19 protein-coding genes are annotated in these 23,979 nt (G+C 60.6%); 10 read left to right on the top strand and 9 right to left on the bottom strand.

All coding sequences use genetic code 11. The annotated features are described in order from the left end of the window. Window positions 1-87: 87 nt before the first annotated feature. Window positions 88-999, bottom strand: a complete 912-nt coding sequence (gene kdgD, locus HU749_RS05395; RefSeq protein WP_003177964.1) for a 5-dehydro-4-deoxyglucarate dehydratase — start codon at window positions 997-999, stop codon at window positions 88-90. A gap of 372 nt (window positions 1,000-1,371) precedes the next feature. Here kdgD and HU749_RS05390 point away from each other — a divergent pair, with 372 nt between their 5' ends. After that, on the top strand, window positions 1,372-1,728 hold the full coding sequence (locus HU749_RS05390; RefSeq protein ID WP_189664601.1) for a hypothetical protein: 357 nt from the start codon (window positions 1,372-1,374) through the stop codon (window positions 1,726-1,728). A gap of 83 nt (window positions 1,729-1,811) precedes the next feature. Here HU749_RS05390 and HU749_RS05385 read toward each other — a convergent pair whose 3' ends face one another. The 4 genes from HU749_RS05385 to HU749_RS05370 form a co-directional block, all read right to left on the bottom strand. Further along, entirely contained in the window at window positions 1,812-2,558 is a 747-nt protein-coding gene (locus HU749_RS05385) for a FadR/GntR family transcriptional regulator (RefSeq protein ID WP_003197797.1), read from the bottom strand. A gap of 277 nt (window positions 2,559-2,835) precedes the next feature. Continuing rightward, window positions 2,836-4,563, bottom strand: a complete 1,728-nt coding sequence (locus HU749_RS05380; protein WP_046063172.1) for an ABC transporter ATP-binding protein/permease — start codon at window positions 4,561-4,563, stop codon at window positions 2,836-2,838. A 92-nt stretch (window positions 4,564-4,655) separates the two neighbouring features. Then, window positions 4,656-5,216: a response regulator transcription factor gene (locus tag HU749_RS05375; RefSeq protein WP_003177957.1), complete on the bottom strand. Its 561-nt coding sequence runs from the start codon at window positions 5,214-5,216 to the stop codon at window positions 4,656-4,658. Then, window positions 5,213-6,472 carry an ATP-binding protein gene (locus HU749_RS05370; protein WP_046063171.1) on the bottom strand — a complete coding sequence of 420 codons (1,260 nt, stop codon included), beginning with the start codon at window positions 6,470-6,472 and terminating at the stop codon, window positions 5,213-5,215. The genes HU749_RS05375 and HU749_RS05370 overlap by 4 nt, the downstream gene beginning before the upstream one ends. A gap of 239 nt (window positions 6,473-6,711) precedes the next feature. On the opposite strand from HU749_RS05370, the gene HU749_RS05365 reads away from it, so the two are divergent. Then, window positions 6,712-7,428 (top strand): SIMPL domain-containing protein, encoded by a 717-nt coding sequence (locus tag HU749_RS05365; RefSeq protein WP_095974671.1) that lies wholly within the window; start codon window positions 6,712-6,714, stop codon window positions 7,426-7,428. 198 nt (window positions 7,429-7,626) lie between these two features. On the opposite strand, the gene HU749_RS05360 is transcribed toward HU749_RS05365, so the two are convergent. Together HU749_RS05360 and HU749_RS05355 are read right to left on the bottom strand one after the other, a co-directional pair. After that, entirely contained in the window at window positions 7,627-8,010 is a 384-nt protein-coding gene (locus HU749_RS05360; protein WP_053179962.1) for a DUF6124 family protein, read from the bottom strand. Window positions 8,011-8,838: 828 nt separating this feature from the next. Further along, window positions 8,839-8,979, bottom strand: coding sequence for a hypothetical protein (locus HU749_RS05355; protein ID WP_217870595.1), 141 nt, complete (start codon window positions 8,977-8,979; stop codon window positions 8,839-8,841). 1,273 nt (window positions 8,980-10,252) lie between these two features. Here HU749_RS05355 and HU749_RS05350 point away from each other — a divergent pair. The 8 genes from HU749_RS05350 to HU749_RS05315 all read left to right on the top strand — a co-directional run bounded on the left by HU749_RS05350 (window position 10,253) and on the right by HU749_RS05315 (window position 21,069). Beyond that, a complete protein-coding gene (locus HU749_RS05350) occupies window positions 10,253-11,878 on the top strand; it encodes an ABC transporter substrate-binding protein (protein WP_095962049.1) in 1,626 nt (541 codons plus the stop codon). Window positions 11,879-12,274: 396 nt separating this feature from the next. Beyond that, a complete protein-coding gene (locus HU749_RS05345) occupies window positions 12,275-13,876 on the top strand; it encodes an ABC transporter substrate-binding protein (RefSeq protein ID WP_095962050.1) in 1,602 nt (533 codons plus the stop codon). A gap of 174 nt (window positions 13,877-14,050) precedes the next feature. Next, complete coding sequence (locus HU749_RS05340; protein WP_046063167.1) at window positions 14,051-15,430, top strand: OprD family porin; 1,380 nt, start codon at window positions 14,051-14,053, stop codon at window positions 15,428-15,430. Window positions 15,431-15,505: 75 nt separating this feature from the next. Then, window positions 15,506-17,101 (top strand): ABC transporter substrate-binding protein, encoded by a 1,596-nt coding sequence (locus tag HU749_RS05335; protein ID WP_186650587.1) that lies wholly within the window; start codon window positions 15,506-15,508, stop codon window positions 17,099-17,101. 76 nt (window positions 17,102-17,177) lie between these two features. After that, on the top strand, window positions 17,178-18,188 hold the full coding sequence (locus HU749_RS05330; RefSeq protein WP_014336601.1) for an ABC transporter permease subunit: 1,011 nt from the start codon (window positions 17,178-17,180) through the stop codon (window positions 18,186-18,188). Window positions 18,189-18,198: 10 nt separating this feature from the next. Next, on the top strand, window positions 18,199-19,110 hold the full coding sequence (locus HU749_RS05325; protein WP_018604492.1) for an ABC transporter permease subunit: 912 nt from the start codon (window positions 18,199-18,201) through the stop codon (window positions 19,108-19,110). Between the two features lie 10 nt (window positions 19,111-19,120). Continuing rightward, entirely contained in the window at window positions 19,121-20,089 is a 969-nt protein-coding gene (locus HU749_RS05320) for an ABC transporter ATP-binding protein (RefSeq protein ID WP_046063165.1), read from the top strand. Beyond that, entirely contained in the window at window positions 20,089-21,069 is a 981-nt protein-coding gene (locus HU749_RS05315) for a peptide ABC transporter ATP-binding protein (RefSeq protein WP_186650585.1), read from the top strand. The genes HU749_RS05320 and HU749_RS05315 overlap by 1 nt, the downstream gene beginning before the upstream one ends. Before the next feature lie 121 nt (window positions 21,070-21,190). Here HU749_RS05315 and HU749_RS05310 read toward each other — a convergent pair whose 3' ends face one another. Together HU749_RS05310 and HU749_RS05305 are read right to left on the bottom strand one after the other, a co-directional pair. Beyond that, entirely contained in the window at window positions 21,191-21,448 is a 258-nt protein-coding gene (locus tag HU749_RS05310; protein WP_186650583.1) for a hypothetical protein, read from the bottom strand. Window positions 21,449-22,073: 625 nt separating this feature from the next. Continuing rightward, window positions 22,074-23,657 carry a peptide chain release factor 3 gene (locus tag HU749_RS05305; RefSeq protein WP_014336596.1) on the bottom strand — a complete coding sequence of 528 codons (1,584 nt, stop codon included), beginning with the start codon at window positions 23,655-23,657 and terminating at the stop codon, window positions 22,074-22,076. Window positions 23,658-23,979 lie beyond the last annotated feature (322 nt).

The following is a 23,979-nucleotide window of genomic DNA, read 5'->3' as shown; positions in this document are numbered from 1 at the left end:
TCCCTCACTGCATTCCCACGCGATGCGTGGGAACGATCAAGCCTTACGCAAAAAGCCGCTGATTGCTCAGCGGCTTTATGGGGTGTGTTACTGCTTGCCTTGCTTGTCGATCAGCGCAGCCAGTGCTTCGTATTCTTCTGGCAACAGGTCGGTCAGCGGCGTACGCACAGGGCCCGCGTCATAGCCAACGATTTTCGCGCCGGCCTTGACGATGCTCACTGCGTAACCGGCCTTGCGGTTGCGGATGTCCAGGTACGGCAGGAAGAAGTCGTCGATGATCTTGCCAACGGTCTCGTGATCGTCGCGGGCAATGGCGTGGTAGAAATCCATCGCGGTTTTCGGAATGAAGTTGAACACCGCCGAGGAGTAGACCGGCACGCCCAGGGCCTTGTAGGCCGCGGCATAGACTTCTGCGGTCGGCAAGCCGCCCAGGTAGCTGAAGCGATCGCCGAGGCGGCGACGGATCGACACCATCAGTTCGATATCACCCAGGCCATCCTTGTAGCCGATCAGGTTCGGGCAGCGCTCGGCCAGTTGTTCCAGCAAAGTGGCGTTCAGGCGGCAGACGTTGCGGTTGTACACCACCACGCCGATCTTCACCGATTTGCACACGGCCTCAACGTGGGCGGCAACGCCGTCCTGGCTGGCTTCGGTCAGGTAATGCGGCAGCAGCAACAGGCCCTTGGCGCCCAGGCGCTCGGCTTCTTGAGCGTATTCGATGGCCTGGCGAGTGGCACCGCCAACACCGGCAAGGATTGGCACGCTGGTGGCGCAGGTATCGACGGCGGTCTTGATGACCTGCGAATACTCGCTGGCGGCCAGGGAGAAGAATTCACCAGTGCCGCCCGCCGCGAACAAGGCAGAGGCGCCATACGGGGCCAGCCACTCGAGGCGCTTGATGTAGCTGTCGCGATTGAAATCGCCTTGGGCAGTGAAATCGGTGACCGGGAACGACAGCAGGCCAGACGAGAGGATGGACTTCAGTTCTTGTGGATTCATTATTCGAACACCCTGGACGCAAATGATGTGTTGTAGGAAACGGTTCAGCTTCATGTGAAGTTGTAGGTCATCGTACAACTTAAAATATGAACGTCAACTGCATTTCGTCTTTTGTCGGGTGTCGGGGTTGAGGCGTTTGTCGCAAAACCTTGTAGATCGGGCCTTTGAGCAGGATGGAAAAGACTGATGAAACTTGCCGACCGAGCACCAGGACCGCTCATCGCCACTGTCAACTCTGTCAGTAGGCGCCGTTATGGCAAGGGGGCATAACCCAGGCATGGCTGTGCTGTGCACGGCCGTAGTCCCTTTCACAATCTTTTAAGTGAGTCGCCCGTACGCGACGATCAGGGCTGCCTCACAGGGAGTGACATCATGGCGAAGAGCTATGCGAAACCGACGCTCAAGGGTTTTCCAACCACAGGGGAAGTCACGATCAACTTGTCACAGGTAGAGACGTTGACCGTGAAGATTCCGGATGCAGATTTCGACCCCTACTCAAACGCCCGACTGACTCTGGGCGTCGGCTCGACGTCTCCAACTCCGGTAGGCGCGTTTACACCGCTGACCGAGGGCGAGGAAGGTACGCCCTGCAAGGATGTGACAATGACGCTAACCAATGCCGACTTGACAGCTTACATCGGCAAATTGGTTGAGCTTCGTTACGAGGTTAGCTACGAGAGCTGGGATCCCGATACATCCGAGCCGCAAATGTTGCGGGTCAAGGCGTAGTAGCCATCTCCGTGCGTTTGTCGGCTGGTAAGCGAGCAGCAACGCAGTATCTGTGTGACTCACCTCATCTCAACTGACAGCAGCTAGCCCTGCGCCTGCGCCTCTTCATGGGCCTGGCGCAGCCGCTCGCGGCTGTTGGTCAGGTGCAACCGCATGGCCGCACGGGCTGCCTCGGAGTCCTGGCGGGCGATGGCGTCGTAGATCTCCTCGTGCTCGCGGCTCAGGCGGTTCATGTAGCGCTGCTGGTCATCGTGGGCCAGGCGCGCCGAGTTCACCCGGGTACGCGGAATGATGCTGGTGCCCAGGTGGGTCATGATGTCGGTGAAGTAGCGGTTGCCGGTGGACAGGGCGATTTCCAGGTGGAAGGCGAAGTCCGAGGCCACCGCATCACTGGCGTGGGCGGCGCTTTCGTTCAAGGCGTCCAGGGCGGCGCGCATCGCGGCCAGTTGCTCGTCGCTGCGTCGCTGCGCCGCCAGCCCGGCGGACTCCACTTCCAGGCTGATGCGCAACTCCAGGATCGCCAGCACGTCACGCAAGGTGACCACGGTGGCCGGGTCAATGCGAAAACCGCTGGGGCTCGGCGTGTCCAGCACGAAAGTGCCGATGCCATGGCGGGTTTCCACCTGGCCGGCCGCCTGCAAGCGGGAAATCGCCTCGCGCACCACGGTACGGCTGACGCCATGGGCTTCCATGATCGCCGACTCGGTGGGCAATTTATCGCCACGCTTGAGCAGGCCGTCGCGAATCTGCTCGGTCAACACCGTCACCAGCTCCTGCGCCAGGCTGCGGCGCTTGCGGGGAAAGCGTGGTACTTCGATCGGGTTTTCCATGGGGCTGTGTCTCGGTAAACGGCTGAATGGCATCATCATAGCGCAACGTGGTTGTACGATCACCGTGGGTGCATTGATGAGTCTTGGGCTGGAATCGGATGGCCTTCATCGCGAGCAAGCTCGCTCCCACACTGGATCAGTTGTGTGCATTAGCATCCGGCTCACCACAAACCCCCTGTGGGAGCGGGCTTGCTCGCGATGGCGGTGGGTCAGCCACATCAATATCAACTGATACACCGCTATCGCGAGCAAGCTCGCTCCCACAGGTTTTGGGTGTTTATGCTGTCACGGTGCGCTCCACCAGTTGGCCATTTTCGATACGCACATGTCGCGGATGGAAACGTTTCAAGCTGCTTCGGTGGCCAACGCTGACGATGCTCAGGCCCGGTAACTGGTCGATCAACGCCTGGTACAGCGTCGCCTCGTCTTCTTCATCCATCGCCGACGTGGCTTCGTCCATGTACAACCATTGCGGCGCATAAAGCAATGCCCGGGCAAAGGCCAGGCGTTGTTGCTCGCCAGGCGAGAGCATGCGTTGCCAGTGGTTGCTCTCATCCAGCCGCGAGATCAGGTGCGGCAGGCGGCAGGTTTCCAGCACCTGTGCATAACGTTCGTTGGGGTAGATATCGCCGGCCTGTGGATAACTCATTACCTCACGCAGGCTGCCAATCGGCAGATAAGGCTTCTGCGGCAGGAACAGGTAACGCGCAGCCGGAAGCCGGATCGTCCCGTGCCCCGCCGGCCACAAGTGCCCCATCGCCCGCAGCAGGGTGGATTTGCCGCTGCCTGAACGGCCACTGAGCATCACCCGCTCGCCCGGCTCCACGGTCATGTCGGCGTTCTCGAGCAAATGGCGACCGTCGGCCAGGTCCAGCCCCAGGTGATGAACCTTCAACCCATCGCCCTGGTTTTGCACATCGATGGCCGGCACACGGTCTTCGTTGTCACTCATGGCTTGGCGGAAGCTCAGCAGACGATCGCAGGTGGCGCGCCACGCGGCGAGGTCGGCATAAGCACTGATGAACCAACTGAAGTTCTCCTGCACATTGCCGAAGGCCGAGTTGATCTGCATGAGCTCGCCCAGCTGGATCTTGCCGGCGAAGTAGCGCGGCGCGGCGACGATGAACGGGAAGATGATCGCGATCTGGCCATAGCCGGAGGTGAAGAACGTCAGGCGCTTGGACACCCGCATGATGTCCCAGAAGTTATGCCAGACCAGGCCAAAACGCCCGCTCAAGCGACGGTTTTCGTTCGGTTCGCCGTTGTACAGGGCAATGCTCTCGGCGTTTTCGCGCACCCGGACCATGGAGAAACGCAGGTCCGCTTCGAAGCGTTGCTGGTTGTTGTTCAGACCGATCAGGCGACGGCCGATCAGGTGCGTCAGCCAACTGCCCACCGCCGCATACACCAGCGCACACCAGAACATGTAGCCGGGGATGGTGTAGCCGAACACTTCGATGCTGCCTGACACGCCCCACAAAATGATCGAGAACGACACCAGGCTGACCACGGTACGCAGCAACCCCAGGCCCAGGCTCAGGGTATTGCTGGTAAAGCTGTTGAGGTCTTCGGAAATCCGCTGGTCCGGGTTATCGGTATAACCGCCCTGCTCCAGTCGGTAATAGTTCTTGTCATTGAGCCAACGGGCAAAATGCTGCTCCGTCAGCCAGGCCCGCCAGCGAATGGTGAGCATCTGCGTGAGGTACAAGCGATAGACCGCGCCGAGGATCGCCACCGCCGCAATGCCGCAGAAATACAGGATCAACTGCCAGAACGCCGCGCTGTCCTTTTCTTGCAGGGCGTTGTAGAAATCCTTGTACCAACTGTTGATCCACACCGAAATCGCCACGCTGAACAGCGACAGCGCGATCACGGCGATCAACAGCGTCCAGGCCTTGCCCTTCTCCTCACTGCGCCAGTACGGCGTGGTCATTTGCCAGACACGGCGGAAAAACTGCCCGCGCACCGCGTCATTGACCGCGGAATATTCAGCGTTCTGATTCATGGTTAAGGCTCAATAGGGAAAAGAACTCGGGCCGATCATAAAGCAACGGCCCGATGTGTCGCGAGGGTGGACAACACCTGTTCAGCGCAGGTTCAGCGACGCACGGGACGCTTTTGCAATTTGCGCTGCAAGGTCCGCCGGTGCATGCCCAGGGCGCGGGCCGTGGCGGAGATGTTGCCTTCGTGCTCGGTCAACACCCGCTGGATGTGCTCCCATTGCAGGCGATCCACCGACATGGGGTTTTCCGGTACCAGGGTGTCGAGGTCGGCGTGCTCGGACAACAACGCCGCCAGTACATCATCGGCATCCGCCGGTTTGCACAGGTAATTGCAGGCACCGCGCTTGATGGCCTCGACCGCGGTGGCGATGCTCGAATAACCGGTGAGGATCACCACGCGCATCTCCGGGTCCAGCTCCAGCAGCTTGGGCAGCAGCACCAGGCCCGAATCGCCGTCCATTTTCAGGTCCAGGGCGGCGTAGTCAGGCAGGTCGGCCTGGGCGATGGTCAGGCCTTCTTCGGCAGAACCTGCGGTGCTGACGCGAAAACCGCGACGGGACATGGCGCGGGCCATGACGCGGGTAAACGTGGCGTCGTCATCTACCAGCAACAGGTGCGGCAGTTCTTCGCCGTCGACTTGGATCTCGTCACTCATGTTTCGTCTCCTCGGTCGGCATGGGGCAGGCGCAGCTCGGTGAGCGTGCCGCCTTCCTCATGGGGGTAGAGTTTCACCGAGCCGCCGGCGCGTGTCACGCTGGCTTTGCTCAAAAACAGGCCCAGGCCGAAACCTTTGCCCTTGGTGGTATAGAACGGTTTGCCGATCTGCTCGGCAATCGCCAGCGGCACACCCGCACCATGGTCGCGAATACTGATGGTCAGCTCATAGACGTTCCAGTCCAACGCCACTTCCAGCCCTTCGGGGCAAGCGTCGGCGGCGTTGTTCAGCAGGTTCAGCAACGCCTGGGTCAGGTCCGGCGGCGGCGCCATGCGCGGCACCGGGCCCTGGCCCAGGCGCTGGAAGCGATAACTGGCTTCCGGGCGCATCAGGTGCCAGCGGTTCAGCGCTTCGTCGAGCCAATCGGTGACGTCTTGCATGTCGATGGCCAGCCGGCGGTTGGCCTCGGCGGCACGCACCAGGTATTGCAGGGTTTCCTTGCAGAGCTTGACCTGATCCTGCAGCACGCTGAGATCATCTTGCAGCGCCGGGTCGTGGTGATCCTGGCGCATTTCCTTGAGCAGCACACTCATGGTCGCCAGCGGCGTGCCCAATTCATGAGCAGCACCGGCGGCCTGGGTCGCCACGGCCAACAATTGCTCGTCGCGCAGGCCCTCTTCACGGCGGATGGCCCGCAGCTCTTCCTGGCGGCGCAGCTCCTCGGCCATGCGCGCGGCAAAAAAAGTGATGACCCCCGCGGCCAGGGCGAAACTCAGCCACATGCCGTAGATCTGCAGGTTTTCCCGGGCGATGGGGAAGGTTTCCAGCGGATAGAAGCGCGCCAGCAGCAAGGTGTACAGCGCCAGGGCGATACCGGAAAGAATCAGCGAATAGCGCCACGGCAACGTCACCGCGGCGATGGTCAGTGGCACCAGGTAATAAGAGACGAAGGGATTGGTGGAACCGCCAGAGAAATACAGCAGCGCACTGTGGATAAACAGGTCGCCTGCCAGTTGTACGGCGTATTCCAGCTCGGTCACCGGCCACGAGGTGCGCAGGCGAATCGCCGTCAGCGCACAGAGCACGCTGGAGCAGACCAGGGTGATCGCCAATTGCAGCCAGGGCAGCGGCAGCAGGTCGAACCAATAGGCGAGCCCCACCGAGCCGGCCTGGGCCGCCAGGACCAGAATGCGGATGAATGTCAGGCGCCAGAGGTTCTGGCGAGAGGCGGAAGTCATTTGCAAAGGGGCGAGCATGAGCTCTCCTGATGAGCGCTCCAGGCGAATCGCACGGAGTATAACCAAGGCGCGGCTTGCAGCGGCAGATATGCGGCAAAGCGCCACAGCCTCCGGCCTTGCGGCGTGCCACAGAAAGCCTTTCACCGTGCATGATCTGTATAGAAGTTGTAACTGTGCGAACCCACCCATAAAAGCTAGAGTCTTAACGTTCACGCAGGCCCGGACCCCATCCCTGCGCATCATCCCAAGGAGCTTTCATGCACACGTTCAGTCGCCCCGCCGCCCTGCTCGCCCTCAGCCTCGGCACCGTCGCCAGCCTGCCGGCCCTGGCCGCCGATGAGCTGCACTACAACCAGATTTCCCTGCGCGCCGAAGTCAGCCAGGAAGTAGCCCGCGACCTGATGATCGTCACCCTCTACACCGAGGAACAGAACACCGACCCGGCCAAACTCGCCGCCGCCGTCAGCACCACGCTGAACAAAGCCATCGGCCAGGCCAAAGAGGTCAAGGACATCAACCTGCGCCAGGGCAGCCGCAACAGCTACCCGGTCTACGACAACAAAGGCCAGAAAATCACCGGCTGGCGTGAGCGCGCCGAACTGCGCCTGGAAAGCGCCGACTTCGCTGCCCTGTCCAAACTCACCGGCGAACTGCTGGGCGACCTGAAAATGGGCGGCATGGACTTCGCCATCGCCACCGCCACCCGTAAAACCAGCGAAGACGCCCTGCTCAAGGAAGCCGTCAACGCCTTCAAGGCCCGCGCCCAACTGGCCACCGACGCCCTGGGCGGCAAGGGTTACAAAATCGTCAACCTGAACTTCAATACCAACGGTTATCCACAACCGTACATGCGCCCGCAGATGATGATGAAAGCGGCGTCGATGGATGCTGAGTCGGTGACGCCGGAAGTTGAAGCGGGCACCAGCCAGGTGACGATGACGGCGGATGGGGTGGTTGAGGTGTCGATGCAGTGATGATTGGCGGTGGTTCAGCCAGTCTCACTGACTGAACCACCGAAGCCGAGCGACAAAACTCCCGTGGCGAGGGAACTTGCTCCCGCTGGGCTGCGCAGCAGCCCCAAACCTGACACCTCGGTGTATCAGATGGATTCAGTCGCTGCTGTTGGGGCCGCTTCGCGCCCCAGCGGGAGCAAGCTCCCTCGCCACAGGGGATTACGGTGCAGGGCTGGCCGGTGCCTCAAGCTGATCCAACGCCTTGTCCACCAGCAACTGGCACAACTCCACCAATTGATGAATCCCCAGCGCCACGCTGCGTCGCGTGCCCTCCACTTCAAAGGCCAGGTCCTCGGCCATGGCTTTTATCGAGGCCAGGGTTTCGGAGGTGCTGGTCAGTAGTGTGTCGGCATCGGCTTTGGCGGTGACGGAAAACAGGCTGTCGATGCGCGGGTCGGTGCTTGGCTCTGGTTTTTTTGGGTTGAGGTAATGGTTAAGTGCCCGCTCGGCAGCGGCGCGGTCTTTGAGTAGGTCTTCGATGGAGTCGAAATCCGCCAATGGATTTGTTCTGTTGAAGTTCGGTTCAGTCTTTCCTTCGTTCATGTGCATGCTCCTGATGAAATTGGAGCCATCACTTGCCGTTATGGTCGTGAGGCTTACGACCTATTAATTTCGGGTTCCCACTCCCGGCCGCTGTTTTGCAGCGACAAGAAAAAGGTTAGAGAGCCCACTTCCGAGCGGCAACCTTAAAAAGCTGTGGGATGTTTCGTTTCGTGGCAGGTGATCCTTCCGACACAAATGAATGACTCATCACACCTCCTGGCGCTGCAACCGCCGTGGCGAGGGAGCTTGCTCCCGCTGGGCTGCGCAGCGGCCCCTTTTCAGAGATGTGTGTATATCCGTTTTTTTTGTGACGGCGACTAATGGTTCCGCCCTGACGGCGGGTCACTTTCGAAAAGCGCGAAAGTAACCAAAGCGCTTCTGCCCCACCACTCGGCACCTCGCTTAGGCTCGGTGTGCCCTCACTCCGGCATTGCTCCGTGGGCCGCCGCGAAGGGCCATCCATGGCCCAGCGCGGCTACCTCGGCATCCATGCCGAGGTGCCCACGGATCAATGCCTGCGTTCGGCCATCGTGGTTAACGGGGCGCCGAGATCAACGTCCACCGCGAGGCGGCCTTATAGCCGACCTGGCTCTTGGTGAGACCGCGTTTCTCCTGTGGGAGCAAAGCTTGCTCGCGATGGCGGTGGTTCAGTCACATGCATGTTGAGCTTGCTGGCCTCATCGCGAGCAAGCTCGCTCCCACAATTTGGGTTGGGGACAGCCGAAGAAACAGACCGGCTGTAAGTCCGCCTCGCGAGCAAGCTTTGCTCCCACAGGTCCTGCTCAAACAGATCTGATGGGTGTACGACCGGGAGAACCAGGTCGGCTACTAGGCCGCCTCGGGGCGGACGTTGATCTGGGGCGCCCCGTTAACCACGATGGCCGAACGCAGGCATTGTGGAGTGGGCATCCCGGCATGGATGCCGGGATAGCCGCGCTGGGCCATGGATGGCCCTTCGCGGCGGCCCACGGAGCAATGCCTTCGTTCGGGCATGCCGAGCCTAGGCGAGGCACCGAGTGGTGGGGCAAAAGCGTTTTGCTTACTTTTGCGCTTCTCAAAAGTGAGCCGCCGTCAGGGCGGAACCCTAAGCCGCCGTTACAGCAGCAATGGATATGTACTCAATCAGACCGCCATCGCGAGCAAGCTTTGCTCCCACAGGTCCTGCTCAAACAGATCTGATAGGTGTACGACCAGGAGAACCAGGTCGGCTACTAGGCCGCCTCGCGGTGGACGTTGATCTCGGGCGCCCCGTTAACCACGATGGCCGAACGCAGGCATTGTGGAGTGGGCATCCCGGCATGGATGCCGGGATAGCCGCGCTGGGCCATGGATGGCCCTTCGCGGCGGGCCCACGGAGCAATGCCGGAGTGAGGACATGCCGAGCCTAGGCGAGGCACCGAGTGGTGGGGCAAGAGCGTTTTGCTTACTTTTGCGCTTCTCAAAAGTGAGCCGCCGTCAGGGCGGAACCCTAAGCAGCCGTCACCGCAGCAATGGATATGTACCCCACCAACAAAACCCTGGCCGGCTGTCAGACCGCCTTCGCGAGCAGGCTCGCTCCCACAGTTGGATCGGAGTATGGCCGGGAAAGCCAGGTCGGCTATTAGGCCGCCTCGCGAGCAAGCTTTGCTCCCACAGACTTGACGGGGGTACGGCCGGGAGAGACAGCCTCGCCCCCGAAACAACAAGGCGCCACCCAGGAAAGCCGCAGGTTGCGCCGAGTACCACCCTCAACTCATGGGCAATGACGGTGCAACGCGCATCCCCCCGAACGCACGAATGCCAGCACAAATGCTCCAGCAAAATTGGATCAAGACCATCGTCAGCATGAATGAAGCAAGCACATCAAGCGCGCAAAAAATGGCGAACATGCTGCAATGATTTACACCTGCCCCCCGATAACCGACAACTGACTGGAGCGATAAACAGGGTTTTCAAACTCAGCCCATCAGTCCACATACCCTTCTACGGCGCGGGTTTGAAGAGGTAACACCCGCCCTTTCCCGGTGCACCGCAGCCGAAAAACGCCCCCGAAAAGAGCGCTATTTACCCCGAAAAAACACGCGCAAACGATCAAATGCGTCGAAAGTTACACAGATGCGACATTAAGGTACGTTCGTGCCACTGTTTCGGGCTTGTGACCGCTCTGGATCTTGCATTGGGTATGGGGCCTGCATAAGTATCCGCAGGACGACTCACGAGGTCGCCCTCAAATCCAAAAATGACAACAAATCATGAGGCCAACATGCTTAAACAAGCGGTCATTCCGTTTTTAGTCGGCGCAAGCTTATTAGCCAGCGCACCTTTCGCCCAAGCCGCGACTAACCTGGTGTTCTGCTCCGAAGGGAGCCCGGCCGGTTTTGACCCTGGTCAGTACACCACCGGAACCGACTTCGACGCCTCTGCAGAGACCATGTTCAACCGCCTGACCCAGTTCGAACGTGGCGGCACCGCCGTGATTCCTGGCCTGGCGACCAAGTGGGATATTTCCGAAGACGGCCTGACCTACACCTTCCACCTGCGTGAAGGCGTCAAGTTCCACACCACCCCGTACTTCAAGCCGACCCGCGAATTCAACGCCGACGACGTGCTGTTCACCTTCAATCGCATGATCAGCAAGGATGACCCGTTCCGTAAGGCCTACCCTACCGAATTCCCGTACTTCACCGACATGGGGATGGACACCAACATCACCAAGATCGATAAAGTCGACGACCACACCGTCAAGTTCACCCTCAAGGATGTCGACGCCGCGTTCATCCAGAACATGGCCATGAGCTTCGCCTCGATCCAGTCCGCCGAATACGCCGCCCAGTTGCTCAAGGAAGGCAAGGCCGCGGACATCAACCAGAAGCCGGTCGGCACCGGCCCGTTCGTGTTCAAGAGCTACCAGAAAGACTCCAACATCCGCTACACCGGGAACAAGGACTACTGGAAGCCTGACGACGTGAAGATCGACAACCTGATCTTCGCCATCACCACCGACCCGTCGGTGCGCATGCAGAAGCTCAAGAAAAACGAATGCCAGATCACCCTCTTCCCACGCCCGGCCGACCTCAAGGCCCTGAAGGAAGACAAGGCACTGAAGATGCCTGACCAGGCGGGTTTCAACCTGGGCTACATCGCCTATAACGTGATGGACAAGATCAAGGGCAGCAACGAGCCGAACGTGCTGGCTGACCTGAAAGTCCGCCAGGCGCTGGACATGGCGGTCAACAAGCCGCAGATCATCGACTCGGTGTACCAGGGCGCCGGCCAGCTGGCTGTCAACGCCATGCCGCCGACCCAATGGTCCTACGACACCACCATCAAGGACGCCAAGTACGACCCTGAGAAAGCCAAGGCGCTGCTCAAGGAAGCCGGCGTCAAGGAAGGCACCAACATCACCCTGTGGGCGATGCCGGTCCAGCGTCCGTACAACCCGAACGCGAAACTGATGGCCGAGATGCTGCAGTCCGACTGGAAGAAAATCGGCCTGAACGTCAACATCGTCAGCTACGAATGGGGCGAGTACATCAAGCGCTCCAAAGGCGGCGAGAACCAGGCGATGATCATCGGCTGGAGCGGTGATAACGGTGACCCGGACAACTGGCTCAACGTGCTGTTCGGCTGCGACTCGCTGGCCGGCAACAACTTCTCCAAATGGTGCGACAAGAAATTCGATGGACTGGTCAAGGAAGCCAAGCGCACCACCGACCAGGCCAAGCGCACCGAACTGTACAAACAGGCACAACACGTCCTCAAGGATGCCGTGCCAATGACACCTATCGCTCACTCGACGGTGTATCAACCCATGCGCGCCAACGTGCAGGATTTCAAGATCAGCCCCTTTGGCTTGAACTCCTTCTACGGCGTCAGCGTCAGCAAATAAGGTGACCTGTGGCGAGGGAGCTTGCTCCCGCTGGGCCGGTCCGACGCTTCGGGCGTAGCGGCTCCTTTTTAAGCGCGATGGCGGTGTACCAACAACACCATCGCGAGCAGGGCTCGCTCCCACGGCATGCCGTTGCTTTAAGCCAAGACTCAGGAAATCGCCTACATCCAAAAGCACTGCGTACCACAGCAGTTGGTTTAGGACGTATCGCCTTTTCCCACAAGTCTTTCAGGCATTACGCATTTACCGCCAGGCCCACGACTCATACCGTCGGGCCTGGACGGCTTGCTGATCCTGCGGCATCGCTACGCAATGGAATGAGCTCAGTGCTCCGGACCTGCCCTCGGACAGACACCGGCTCACTGTTAAAACACCCCGAATGAGAGAGGGAGCGTCATGCGCCATACCTTGGTTTTATCCGCATTGCTGGGCACCGGCCTGTTGGCCGCGACATCCGCAGCCCAGGCTGCTGGCGGCAGCCTGGTGTTTTGTTCCGAAGGCAGCCCCGCTGGGTTCGACACCGCGCAATACACCACGGCCACCGACAACGATGCCGCCGAGCCGCTGTACAACCGCCTGGCCGAGTTTGAAAAAGGCGCGACCAACGTCGTGCCGGGCCTGGCGACCCGTTGGGACATTTCCGAAGACGGCTTGAAGTACACCTTCCACCTGCGTGAAGGGGTGAAGTTCCATACCACCGACTACTTCACGCCGACCCGGGATTTCAACGCCGACGACGTGCTGTTCACCTTCAACCGCATGCTGGATCCGCAGCATCCGTTCCGCAAGGCCTACCCCACCGAGTTCCCGTACTTCAACGGCATGAGCCTGAACAAGAACATCGCCAAGGTGGAGGCGACCGGGCCACTGACCGTGGTCATGACCCTCAACAGCGTCGACGCCGCGTTCATCCAGAACATCGCCATGAGTTTTGCCGCGATCCTGTCGGCCGAGTACGCCGACCAGTTGCTCAAGAACGGCAAGCCGAGCGACATCAACCAGAAGCCGATCGGCACCGGGCCGTTCGAGTTCAAGAGCTACCAGAAAGACTCGAACATCCGCTACGTCGCCAACGATAAGTACTGGGCGCCGGAACGCGTGAAACTGAAGAACCTGATCTTCTCCATCAACACCGACGCCTCGGTGCGGGTGCAGAAGCTCAAAGCCAACGAATGCCAGGTCACCCTGCATCCGCGTCCGGCGGACGTGCCGGCCTTGAAGAACGACCCCAAGCTGCAACTGATCGAGAAGCCCGGCTTCAACCTCGGCTACATCGCCTATAACACCCGCCACAAGCCGTTCGACCAGGTCGACGTGCGCCGGGCGCTGGACATGGCGGTGAACAAGCAAGGCATTCTCAATGCCGTGTACCAGGGCGCGGGACAACTGGCACAGAACGCCATGCCGCCGACCCAATGGTCCTACGACGAGACCATCAAGGACGTTCCCTACAACCCGGAAAAAGCCAAGGAGCTGCTCAAGGCCGCCGGGGTCAAGGAAGGCACCGAAATCACCCTCTGGGCCATGCCCGTACAGCGCCCTTACAACCCCAACGCCAAGCTGATGGCCGAGATGCTCCAGGCCGACTGGGCGAAGATCGGCTTGAAGGTGAAGATCGTCAGCTATGAATGGGGCGAGTACATCAAGCGCACCAAGAACGGCGAGCACGACATCAGCCTGATCGGCTGGACCGGTGACAACGGGGACCCGGACAACTGGTTGGGCACGCTGTACAGCTGCGACGCCATTGGCGGCAACAACTACTCCATGTGGTGTGACCAGGACTACGACAAGCTGATCAAGCAGGCCAAGGTCGTCACCGACCGCGACCAGCGCACCGTGCTCTACAAACAGGCCCAGCAGTTGCTCAAGCAGCAAGTGCCGATCACCCCTGTTGCCCACTCGACGGTCAACCAGCCGCTGAGTACCAAAGTCGAAGGGTTCAAAGTCAGCCCCTTCGGTCGCAACGTGTTCTCGGGCGTCAGCCTGAACCCATAACCGTATAGCCACACAGCGAGGGTTTCCTTTGGAAGCCCTCACGCAGACGTCTTGCCTGAATTCGCCGATCCGGCGCCATGCAAACGTTTGCTAGCTGTGAATGAGTTGCAAAAACCAATAGCCGTATCACCTAAAAAGACCGGCATTAAAAAAGAAAGAAAAGGAGCTTTACCCATGAAACTGAGCAGCACCGCGTTACTGGCCTTGGCCATCAGCAGCGTCACCGCCACGGCATACGCAGAATCGCAGAGCCAGGCGTTCAATCCGGTGACCGTCAAGACCACCAGCGCTCAATCCGAAGCCACCGGTTTCGTAGAAGGCCAGTCGGTCAGTGGCACCACTCGCAACTGGTATTCCAACGAATTGCGACGCCGCGGCAGCGCCTTCAGCTACACGCGCGACGGTGTTGAACACCGCGATTCGCGCCGTACCAACTGGGTCCAGGGCACCATCCTGAACTACACCTCCGGCTTCACCCAAGGCACCGTTGGTTTCAGTACCGAAGTCGCGGCCTATAACGCGATCGCGTTGCTCGGCGACCACGATGACATCATGGGTGGTTCCAACCGTACCCTGGCGCACTCCGACGGCGACGCCGTCGACCAATGGAGCAAACTGGGCCTGGCGAACGTCAAGGCGCGGGTTTCCAACACCACGCTGACCGCCGGTCGCCAAAACTTCAGCAGCCCGATGGTCGACGTCATCGGTAACCGCGCCCTGCCTTCGAGCTTCCAGGGCGTGAGCCTGCACAGCGAAGAACTCGAAAACCTGGCATTCGACGTCGCGACCTTCGACCGCAACTCTCCCCGTACCGAGCAAAGCCTCGCCAAGTTCCGCTCCGAATACGGCAGTTCCTCGGCCGAAGCTGATCATGTGAACACCGCCGGTATCACTTACCAGCCGTTCGCCAGCCTCACCACCAGCCTGTGGGGCACCCAGGCCGAAGACCTGTGGAACCAATACTACTTCGGCGCCAGTCACGTATTGGGCGACAGCTCGGTGCTGAGCCTGACCACCGGCCTGAACTACTACAGGACTGTGGATTCGGGTAAAAGCAAGCTGGGTGACATCGACAACAATACCTACTCCCTGTCGTTCGGCCTGACTCACCAGGCCCACAGCCTGACGTTCTCGTACCAGGAAGTGGACGGTAACGAGTACTTCGATTACCTGCACGAAACCAACGGCATCTACCTGGCCAACTCCCTGCTGTCGGACTTCAACGGCCCGAACGAGAAATCCTTCCAGATCGCCTACGGCCTGAACATGGCCGAATACGGCGTGCCTGGCCTGAAGTTCAACATCTACCAGGCTCGCGGCTGGGGCATCGATGGTACGCATTACAACAGCACCGGCTATTCCGATGTGAGAGCCATGGACGGTGAACATCACTACGAATACGGCATCGGTGCGTCTTACGCCGTACAAAGCGGCCCGCTGAAAGCCACCGCAGTACGCGCAACCTACACCACGCACCGCGCCAGCGAAAACCAGGCGGATGGCAACCTCAACGAGTTCCGCCTGGTCACCACCATCCCGTTCAACATTCTCTAAACTGCCACCGGGCGGTCGACTCACAAGGTTGGCCGCCCGGTCTTTTGCCATTTACCCGATTGCAGAGGATTGACGATGAACATGATTCCCCTACGCGCCGCCATCGCCGCTGCGTTGCTGAGTGTCGCCGTCGGCGCCACCGCCAAGCCCCTGGTGGTTTGCACAGAAGCCAGCCCGGAAGGCTTCGACATGGTCCAGTACACGACTGCAGTCACAGGCGACGCGGTGTCCGAGACCATTTTCAATCGTCTGGTGGGCTTCAAGCCCGGCACTACTGAAGTGATTCCCTCGCTGGCAGAGACCTGGGACATCAGTGACGACGGCCTGACGTACACCTTCCACCTGCGCAAGGGTGTCAAGTTCCATACCACCGACTACTTCAAGCCGACCCGCGACATGAATGCCGACGACGTGGTCTGGAGTTTCCAGCGCCAACTGGACCCAAACCATCCCTGGCACAAACTGTCGAGCGTGGGCTTCCCCTACTTTGAAAGCATGGGCTTCAAGGAACTGCTGAAGAATGTCGAGAAAGTCGACGAGCACACGGTCAAATTCAGCCTGACCCGCCGCGAAGCACCGTTCCTGGCCGACATCGCCATGGCCTTCTCCTCGATCTACCCGGCCGAATACGCCGACCAATTGCTCAAGGCCGGCAAGACCGGCGATCTCAACAGCAAGCCAATCGGCACCGGCCCGTTCGTCTTCCAGCGCTACAACAAGGACGCCCAGGTTCGCTTCAAGGCCAACCCGGACTACTTCCTCGGCAAGCCACCGGCGGACGCACTGGTACTGGCCATTGCCACCGACAACAACGTGCGCATGCAGAAGCTCAAGACCAACGAGTGCCAGATCGCGCTGTACCCCAAACCCGATGACATCCCCAGCATCAAGAAAGACCCGAACCTGAAGGTCGCCGAGCTGGACGCGATGACCGTCTCCTACACCGCCCTGAACACCAGCCACAAGTACATGAGCGACGTGCGGGTGCGCAAAGCCATCGACCTGGCTTTCGACAAGGAGGCCTACGTCAACGCGTTGTTCGGCAAGGGCAACGCCACCGCGGCGGTCAACCCGTACCCGCCGACACTGCTGGGTTTCAACCACGACCTGAAGAACCCTACCCGCGACCTGGACAAGGCTCGCCAGTTGCTCAAGGAAGCCGGAGTGCCGGAAGGCACCGTGTTCACCCTGTTCACCCGCAACGGCGGCGGCCCGACCAACCCCAACCCGATGCTCGGCGCGCAGATGATGCAGGCGGACCTGGCCAAGGTCGGGATCAAGGTCGACATCCGCGTGATGGAATGGGGCGAAATGCTCAAGCGCGCGAAAAACGGCGAGCACGACATGGTGTCCGCCGGATGGGCGGGCGACAACGGCGACCCGGACAACTTCCTGACGCCTATGCTCAGTTGCGAGGCCGCCAAGAACGGCGAAAACTACGCGCGCTGGTGCAACGAGAAATTCCAGGCGCTGATCGACCAGGCTCGCGCCACAGTGAACCCCGAAGAGCGCATCAAGCTCTATGAACAGGCCCAGGTGATTTTCAACCAGGATCAACCCTGGATCAGCATGGCCCACACCCGCATGTTCACCGCAATGCGCAACAACGTAGAGGGCTACGTGATTAGCCCGCTCACCACCAACAACTTCGCCACCACCCAGGTGAAGTAGATAAGAAAACGCCTGGCAACCCTTGACCCCAAGGGCTGCCGGGCACGCCTAACCGGCTGATGAGGTACACCTGAAGATGTTTAGTTTTATTGCCCGCCGACTGGGATTATTGATCCCCACGTTCTTCGGCATCACCTTGCTGACCTTCGCGTTGATTCGCATGATCCCCGGCGACCCCGTGGAAGTGATGATGGGCGAACGTCGGGTCGATCCCGAAATGCATGCACAGGCAATGGAACGCCTTGGCCTCAACAAACCGCTGTATGCCCAGTACCTGGACTACATCGGCAAACTGGCCCACGGCGACCTCGGCGAATCGCTGCGTACCCGTGAAAGCGTATGGACCGAGTTCAGCTCCCTGTTTCCCGCGACCCTGGAACTGTCCATGGCCGCGCTGTTGTTCGCCGGTATCCTGGGCCTGCTGGCCGGGGTGATCGCGGCACTCAAGCGAGGATCCCTGTTCGACCATGGGGTGATGGGCATCTCCCTGGCGGGGTATTCGATGCCAATCTTCTGGTGGGGCCTGATCCTGATCATGTTCTTCTCGGTGTCCCTGGGCTGGACGCCGGTGTCGGGACGGATCGACCTGCTCTACGACATCGAGCCGAAAACCGGCTTCATGCTGATCGACACGCTGCTGGCCGACGAGCCGGGCGCGTTCCTCGATGCGCTGCATCACCTGATCCTGCCGGCCATCGTGCTGGGCACCATTCCGCTGGCGGTGATCGCCCGCATGACCCGTTCCTCGATGCTCGAAGTGCTGCGCGAAGACTACATCCGCACCGCCCGCGCCAAAGGCCTGTCGCCGTCGCGCGTGGTGTTCGTGCACGGCCTGCGCAACGCGCTGATCCCGGTGCTGACCGTGGTCGGCCTGCAAGTCGGCACACTGCTGGCCGGTGCGGTCCTGACCGAAACGATCTTCTCCTGGCCGGGCATCGGCAAGTGGCTGATCGAAGCCATCGGCGCCCGGGACTATCCCGTGGTGCAGAACGGCATCCTGTTAATCGCCTGCCTGGTGATTCTGGTCAACTTCGTCGTGGACATCCTCTACGGCTTTGCCAACCCACGCATCCGTCACCAGCGCTGAGATCAAAACCATGAGTACTCCAACTACCGCGGTAGCAGTCGATCAAAGCCTGCTGTACCCATCCCCGTACAAAGAATTCTGGCAAGCGTTTTCCCGCAACAAGGGCGCCGTCGCCGGGCTGCTGTTCATGACCCTGATCGTGTTCTGCGCGCTCTTCGCCCCATGGGTCGCGCCTCACGACCCGAGCGAGCAGTACCGCGAATTCCTGCTGACGCCGCCGGCGTGGCTTGAAGGTGGGCAGATCCAGTTCCTGCTGGGCACCGACGAACTGGGCCGTGACTTGCTGTCGCGCCTGATCCAGGGTTCGCGCCTGTCGCTGCTGATCGGCTTGTCGTCGGTGGTGATGTCGCTGATCCCGGGCATCCTGCTGGGGCTGTTCGCCGGGTTCTTCCCGCGCCTGCTCGGCCCGACCATCATGCGCCTGATGGACATCATGCTGGCCCTGCCTTCGCTGCTGCTGGCCGTGGCGATCGTCGCCATCCTCGGCCCAGGCCTGATCAACACCGTGATCGCCATTGCCATCGTCTCGCTGCCGTCCTACGTGCGCCTGACCCGTGCCGCCGTGATGGGCGAACTGAACCGCGACTACGTGACCGCCGCCCGCCTCGCCGGTGCCGGCCTGCCGCGCCTGATGTTCATCACCGTGCTGCCCAACTGCATGGCACCGCTGATCGTCCAGGCGACGCTGAGCTTTTCCTCGGCGATCCTCGACGCCGCCGCCCTGGGCTTCCTCGGCCTCGGCGTGCAGCCGCCCACCCCGGAGTGGGGCACCATGCTGGCCTCGGCCCGCGACTACATCGAACGCGCCTGGTGGGTCGTGAGTCTGCCTGGCTTGACCATTTTGCTCAGCGTGCTGGCAATCAACCTGATGGGCGACGGGCTGCGCGATGCGCTGGACCCGAAACTCAAGAATGCCGCCTGAGGAGATTCCCATGTCACTGCTAGAAATCAAGAATCTCAACGTCCGCTTCGGCGACGCCACCGCTGTGCCGGTGGTCGACGGCCTCGACCTGAGCGTGGACAAAGGCGAAGTCCTGGCCATCGTCGGCGAATCGGGCTCGGGTAAATCCGTGACCATGATGGCGCTGATGGGGCTGATCGAGCACCCCGGCATCGTCACCGCCGATGCGCTGAACTTCGACGGCAAGAACATGCTCAAGCTGAGCAACCGCCAGCGCCGGCAGATCGTCGGCAAGGACCTGGCGATGGTCTTCCAGGACCCGATGACCGCGCTCAACCCCAGCTACACCGTGGGTTTCCAGATCGAAGAAGTGCTGCGCCTGCACCTGAAAATGTCCGGCAAGGCCGCGCGCAAACGCGCCATCGAACTGCTGGAAAAAGTCGAGATCCCCGGTGCTTCCAGCCGCATGGACGCCTACCCGCATCAGCTGTCCGGCGGCATGAGCCAGCGTGTGGCGATTGCCATGGCGATTGCCGGCGAGCCGAAACTGCTGATCGCCGACGAACCGACCACCGCTCTGGACGTGACCATCCAGGCGCAGATCATGGACCTGCTGCTGGCCCTGCAAAAAGAGCAGAACATGGGCCTGGTGCTGATCACCCACGACCTCGCCGTGGTGGCTGAAACCGCCCAGCGCGTGTGCGTGATGTACGCCGGCCAGGCCGTGGAAGTGGGCCAGGTGCCGCAGTTGTTCGACATTCCGGCCCACCCCTACAGCGAAGCGCTGCTGGCGGCGATTCCAGAGCACAGCATGGGCGCCGAGCGCCTGGCGACCTTGCCCGGTATCGTGCCCGGTCGCTATGACCGCCCGCAAGGTTGCCTGCTGTCGCCGCGCTGCCCGTACGTGCAGGACAACTGCCGTCAACAACGCCCGGCCCTCGATCCGAAATCCAACAGCCTCGCCCGCTGCTTCTACCCGTTGAACCAGGAGGTGGCGTGATGGCCGTCGTACTTACCGCCCGTGACCTGACCCGTCATTACGAAGTGTCCCGTGGCATGTTCAAGGGCCATGCGACCGTGCGCGCCCTCAATGGTGTGTCGTTCGAACTGGAAGCCGGCAAGACCCTGGCTGTGGTCGGCGAATCCGGTTGCGGCAAATCCACCCTCGCCCGGGCCCTGACGCTGATTGAAGAGCCGTCCTCCGGCTCCTTGAAAATCGCCGGCCAGGAAGTGACCGGCGCCAACAAGGCCGAACGCAAGCAATTGCGCAAAGACGTGCAGATGGTCTTCCAGAGCCCCTATGCGTCCCTCAACCCGCGGCAGAAAATCGGTGATCAACTGGCCGAGCCATTGCTGATCAACACCAACCTGTCGGCCACCGAGCGGCGGGAAAAAGTCCAAGCGATGATGAAGCAGGTGGGCTTGCGCCCCGAGCATTACCAGCGCTACCCGCACATGTTCTCCGGCGGCCAGCGCCAACGCATCGCCCTGGCCCGCGCCATGATGCTGCAACCCAAGGTGCTGGTGGCGGACGAACCGACGTCGGCGCTGGACGTGTCGATCCAGGCCCAGGTGCTGAACCTGTTCATGGACCTGCAGCAGGAATTCAACACCGCCTACGTGTTCATCTCCCACAACCTGGCGGTGGTGCAGCATGTGGCCGATGACGTGATGGTGATGTACCTCGGCCGCCCGGTGGAAATGGGCCCCAACGAGTCCATCTACAGCCGCCCGTTGCACCCCTACACCCAGGCGCTGCTGTCGGCCACCCCGACCATTCACCCGGACCCGAACAAGCCGAAGATCAAGATCGTCGGCGAACTGCCCAACCCGCTCAACCCACCGTCCGGCTGCGCCTTCCACAAGCGCTGCCCGTACGCCACCGAGCGCTGCAAGACTGAAGAGCCGGCCTTGCGTTTGCTGGATAACCGGCAGGTAGCGTGTCATTACGCCGAGCAGTTCCTCGAAGGTGCGGCATGATCGAGGGCTGATCACCCATAGGTTCAACCCTTGCCCTGGGTAATGCATCAGGCAAGAAAAACCCCTCCAGCCCCGACTGAACATCAGTTGGGGCTGGAGGGGTTTTCTTCAGGTCAGAAATCTACGTCTGGCTATCGCCTTCACCCTCCGCATCTTCATCGTCATCCGGCGTATCAATCGGCGAACCATCATCATCCTCGCCATCGTCCGGATCACCTGCATCCGCATCGGTCGCGGCCAGCATCAACTCACCTTGAACCACCGAGCCACTCGACGCGTGCTTCTCATGCTCATCGCATTCGGCCCACACAGCCGTGGAGCCCAGGGACAGCATCACCAACACCTTCAGCAAAAACATCATGCGTAGAAGCTTGTTCATAGCCACTTCCTTCTTTTCCGGATAAAGCCGGGGCCTGACGGCGCTCAAGAAAATCTAGTTCTGAACAGGCCGGTTCACCAGATAGGACGCTGCCGAACCACCATAAATGCCCCCGCCCGGCAGATTGGTTTCGAATAAGCGTTATCTCCAAACCTACTAAAGCCAGGAACTCGTGTGGGAGCCAGGCTTGCCCGCGAAGAGGCCGGCACAGCCAACATCCAGGCAGGCTGACCCACCGCTTTCGCGAGCAAGCTTTACTCCCACAGAGGGAACTGTGCCAAACACAAGTTTCTTGCCCACTGAAGATCCAGTGTGGGAGCAAGGCTTGCCCGCGAAGAGGCCGGCATACCCAACATCCAGGCCAGCTGTCCCACCGCTATCGCGAGCAAGCTTTGCTCCCACAGAGGGATCTATGCCGAGCACAAGTTTTTTGCCCACTAAAGATCCAGTGTGGGAGCGGGCTTGCTCGCGAAGAGGCCAGCATATCCAACATCCAGGCAGGCTGACCCACCGCTATCGCGAGCAGGCTCGCTCCCACAGTGAATTATTTATGTTCAGGACACGGGACAAGCCATAAAAAACCCCGCAGCTTTCGCAACGGGGTTTCGGTTTCAACGCTCAGCGCTTAGTGATGCTCACGCGTCGCGCGGAATTTCACGTCCGGCCAGCGCTCTTCCATCAGCGCCAGGTTGACTCGGGTCGGGGCCAGGTAGGTCAGGTGACCGCCGCCGTCCAGCGCGAGGTTTTCCACGGCCTTGTTGGAGAATTCCTCGAGTTTCTTCTTGTCGTCGCATTCGATCCAACGAGCGGAATACACGGTGATCGGCTCGTAGGAGCACTCGACCTTGTATTCCTCTTTCAAGCGGCTGGCGACGACGTCGAACTGCAGCACACCGACGGCACCGAGGATGATGTCGTTGCTGCGGGTCGGGAAGAACACCTGGGTGGCGCCTTCTTCGGCCAGTTGCTGGAGGCCCTGGCGCAGTTGCTTGGACTTGAGCGGGTCCTTCAGGCGTACGCGTCGGAACAGTTCCGGCGCGAAGTGCGGGATGCCGGTGAAGCCCAGGGTTTCGCCTTCGGTGAAGGTGTCGCCGATCTGGATGGTGCCGTGGTTGTGCAGGCCGATGATGTCACCGGCGAAGGCCTCTTCCAGTTGCTCGCGTTCCGAGGAGAAGAACGTCAAGGCGTCGCCGATGCGCACGTCCTTGCCGGTGCGCACGTGACGCATCTTCATGCCCTTTTCGTATTTGCCGGAACAGATACGCATGAACGCGATGCGGTCGCGGTGCTTGGGGTCCATGTTCGCCTGGATCTTGAACACGAAGCCCGAGAACTTCTCTTCCACCGGCTCCACGGTGCGCTCGTTGGCGACACGGGCCAGCGGGCGCGGGGCCCAATCGACCACGGCGTCGAGCACATGGTCCACGCCGAAGTTGCCCAGGGCGGTACCGAAGAACACCGGGGTCAGTTGTCCGTCGAGGAACTCCTGCTGGTTGAACTCATGGCAAGCGCCCTGCACCAGTTCCAGTTGCTCGACAAAACGATCGTACTCGTCGCCCAGGTGCGCGCGGGCCTCGTCGGAGTCGAGCTTCTCGATGATCTTGACGTCGGTGCGCTCATGCCCGTGACCGGCGGTGTAGACGATGATGTAGTCGTCGGCCAGGTGGTACACGCCCTTGAAATCGCGGTAGCAACCGATCGGCCAGGTGATCGGCGCCGCCTTGATCTTCAGGACCGCTTCGATTTCGTCGAGCAGTTCGATCGGGTCGCGGATGTCACGGTCGAGTTTGTTGATGAAGCTGACAATCGGCGTGTCCCGCAGGCGGCAGACGTCCATCAGCGCGATGGTCCGTGGCTCGACGCCTTTACCGCCGTCGAGGACCATCAGTGCCGAGTCCACTGCCGTCAGGGTGCGGTAGGTGTCTTCGGAGAAGTCTTCGTGGCCCGGGGTGTCGAGCAGGTTGATCATGTGATCGCGGTACGGGAACTGCATGACCGACGTGGTAATGGAAATACCCCGTTGTTTTTCCATTTCCATCCAGTCGGAGGTGGCATGGCGGTCGGATTTGCGAGATTTCACCGTGCCGGCGACCGCAATCGCCTTGCCCATCAGCAAGAGCTTCTCGGTGATGGTGGTCTTACCGGCATCGGGGTGGGAAATAATGGCGAAAGTGCGGCGTTTCGCGACTTCGGCGGCCTGTTTGGTCATGGGAAATCGCCTGGCAGGTGATTCAAAAAAGGGCGGCGATTATAGCTCAACTTGTGCCAGGAACCGAACCGTTGAGCACATCCAGGGTGGCCAGATCTTCCCTGGCATGGGAACCTTTTGCTGCGTGGAGGCGTCCACCCCCCTGATACGAGCAACCGTCAGGGGCTGAAAAATCAGCAAGTTAGCCTGACGAGGCTGCGCTCATGGCTCGATTTACCTGCCGTTTTACCGGCATGGAAAAGAGCTGCTTCTCGCGAACGTTCTCCCGGCAACCAGTGATGGTTTGCCGCCCGGGAAAGCGTGCGCCGACTGAAAGACAAAG

This window comes from Pseudomonas ogarae (assembly GCF_014268695.2).
In the GTDB taxonomy this organism is placed as follows: Bacteria; Pseudomonadota; Gammaproteobacteria; order Pseudomonadales; family Pseudomonadaceae; genus Aquipseudomonas; species Aquipseudomonas kilonensis.
The sequence above is the reverse complement of the archived record's forward strand: the minus strand, read 5'-3'. Positions and strand labels throughout refer to the sequence as shown.

Coding starts and splice junctions, on each gene's coding strand:
- kdgD (WP_003177964.1), bottom strand. CDS start 999: ATGAATCCACAAGAACTGAAGTCCATCCTCTCGTCTGGCCTGCTGTCG.
- HU749_RS05390 (WP_189664601.1), top strand. CDS start 1,372: ATGGCGAAGAGCTATGCGAAACCGACGCTCAAGGGTTTTCCAACCACA.
- HU749_RS05385 (WP_003197797.1), bottom strand. CDS start 2,558: ATGGAAAACCCGATCGAAGTACCACGCTTTCCCCGCAAGCGCCGCAGC.
- HU749_RS05380 (WP_046063172.1), bottom strand. CDS start 4,563: ATGAATCAGAACGCTGAATATTCCGCGGTCAATGACGCGGTGCGCGGG.
- HU749_RS05375 (WP_003177957.1), bottom strand. CDS start 5,216: ATGAGTGACGAGATCCAAGTCGACGGCGAAGAACTGCCGCACCTGTTG.
- HU749_RS05370 (WP_046063171.1), bottom strand. CDS start 6,472: ATGCTCGCCCCTTTGCAAATGACTTCCGCCTCTCGCCAGAACCTCTGG.
- HU749_RS05365 (WP_095974671.1), top strand. CDS start 6,712: ATGCACACGTTCAGTCGCCCCGCCGCCCTGCTCGCCCTCAGCCTCGGC.
- HU749_RS05360 (WP_053179962.1), bottom strand. CDS start 8,010: ATGAACGAAGGAAAGACTGAACCGAACTTCAACAGAACAAATCCATTG.
- HU749_RS05350 (WP_095962049.1), top strand. CDS start 10,253: ATGCTTAAACAAGCGGTCATTCCGTTTTTAGTCGGCGCAAGCTTATTA.
- HU749_RS05345 (WP_095962050.1), top strand. CDS start 12,275: ATGCGCCATACCTTGGTTTTATCCGCATTGCTGGGCACCGGCCTGTTG.
- HU749_RS05340 (WP_046063167.1), top strand. CDS start 14,051: ATGAAACTGAGCAGCACCGCGTTACTGGCCTTGGCCATCAGCAGCGTC.
- HU749_RS05335 (WP_186650587.1), top strand. CDS start 15,506: ATGAACATGATTCCCCTACGCGCCGCCATCGCCGCTGCGTTGCTGAGT.
- HU749_RS05330 (WP_014336601.1), top strand. CDS start 17,178: ATGTTTAGTTTTATTGCCCGCCGACTGGGATTATTGATCCCCACGTTC.
- HU749_RS05325 (WP_018604492.1), top strand. CDS start 18,199: ATGAGTACTCCAACTACCGCGGTAGCAGTCGATCAAAGCCTGCTGTAC.
- HU749_RS05320 (WP_046063165.1), top strand. CDS start 19,121: ATGTCACTGCTAGAAATCAAGAATCTCAACGTCCGCTTCGGCGACGCC.
- HU749_RS05315 (WP_186650585.1), top strand. CDS start 20,089: ATGGCCGTCGTACTTACCGCCCGTGACCTGACCCGTCATTACGAAGTG.
- HU749_RS05310 (WP_186650583.1), bottom strand. CDS start 21,448: ATGAACAAGCTTCTACGCATGATGTTTTTGCTGAAGGTGTTGGTGATG.
- HU749_RS05305 (WP_014336596.1), bottom strand. CDS start 23,657: ATGACCAAACAGGCCGCCGAAGTCGCGAAACGCCGCACTTTCGCCATT.